The organism is Stenotrophomonas sp. SPM (assembly GCF_003105135.1).
Taxonomy (GTDB): domain Bacteria; phylum Pseudomonadota; class Gammaproteobacteria; order Xanthomonadales; family Xanthomonadaceae; genus Stenotrophomonas.
Genome location: NZ_QETL01000212.1, coordinates 1 through 1,158, shown reverse-complemented (window position 1 = coordinate 1,158; position 1,158 = coordinate 1). Strand labels below are relative to the sequence as shown.

The window sequence follows — 1,158 nt, the reverse complement described above, 5'->3', positions numbered from 1 at the left end:
TTGCGCAGGGGCGTGAGCCGCATGGATGCGGCGACCGAGCTTACAGGGACGTACTTGCAGCGTCCCCTGCGCGGCCCACCCACCCGGCCAGCTCACGAGGCTGGTTCGACTAACAGTCGACTCTACCGCCAGCCACGAGGGGCTCCGCCGTTGGCCGTATCCCGCCGATAGGCGCGATAATGCCGGCATGGAAACCGTCCGCATCGCCACCCGCAAGAGCCCGCTCGCCCTCTGGCAGAGCGAACACGTCGCCGACCGCCTGCGCCAGGCCTACCCCGACCTGCATGTGGAACTGGTGCCGATGAGCACCCGCGGTGACGAGGTGCTCGACCGCTCGCTGGCCGCCATCGGTGGCAAGGGCCTGTTCCTCAAGGAGCTGGAGCTGGCCATGCAGCGCGGCGATGCCGACTGCGCGGTGCATTCGCTGAAGGATGTGCCGATGGAACTGGATGCGCCCTTCGCGCTGCCGGCCATGCTGACCCGCCACGATCCGGCCGATGGCTTCATCTCCAACCTGTACGCCTCGCTGGATGCGCTGCCCATCGGTGCCCGCGTGGGTACGTCGTCGCTGCGCCGCCAGGCCCAGCTGCGCGCGCTGCGCCCGGATCTGCAGCTGCTGGACCTGCGTGGCAACGTCAACACGCGCCTGGCCAAGCTCGACAACGGTGGCTACGACGCCATCGTGCTGGCCGTGGCGGGGCTGGAACGGCTGGGCCTGGGCAACCGCATCGTGGCCCGCCTGCAGCCACCGCAGTGGCTGCCGGCACCGGCGCAGGGCGCGGTGGCGGTGGAATGCGATGGTGGCAACGCGCGGCTGATGGAATTGTTCGCGCTCCTGGATGACGCCGATACCCGTGCCTGCGTGGAAGCGGAGCGGGCGATGAACCGCGCGCTGCACGGCAGCTGCCATGTACCGGTGGCGGCCATCGCGCAGTGGCAGGGCCAGGACCTGCACCTGCAGGGCATGGTCGGCAGTGCCAGTGATGGTCGCGCGGTGCGTGCCGAAGCGGTGGGCCCGGCCAGCGATCCGGAAACGCTGGGCCACCAGGTGGCGAAGAAGCTGCTCGATGACGGCGCAGGCGAACTGCTGAACGTCTGAACCGCGCCTCTGTAGAGTCGAGCCATGCTCGACTGCAGGGCCAACAGCAGTCGAGCATG

General features: G+C 69.2%; 1 protein-coding gene. It reads left to right on the top strand.

Annotated elements, in window-relative coordinates:
• Positions 1–187: 187 nt before the first annotated feature.
• Positions 188–1,099 carry a hydroxymethylbilane synthase gene (gene hemC / locus DCO49_RS20055; RefSeq protein WP_116865471.1) on the top strand — a complete coding sequence of 304 codons (912 nt, stop codon included), beginning with the start codon at positions 188–190 and terminating at the stop codon, positions 1,097–1,099.
• Positions 1,100–1,158 lie beyond the last annotated feature (59 nt).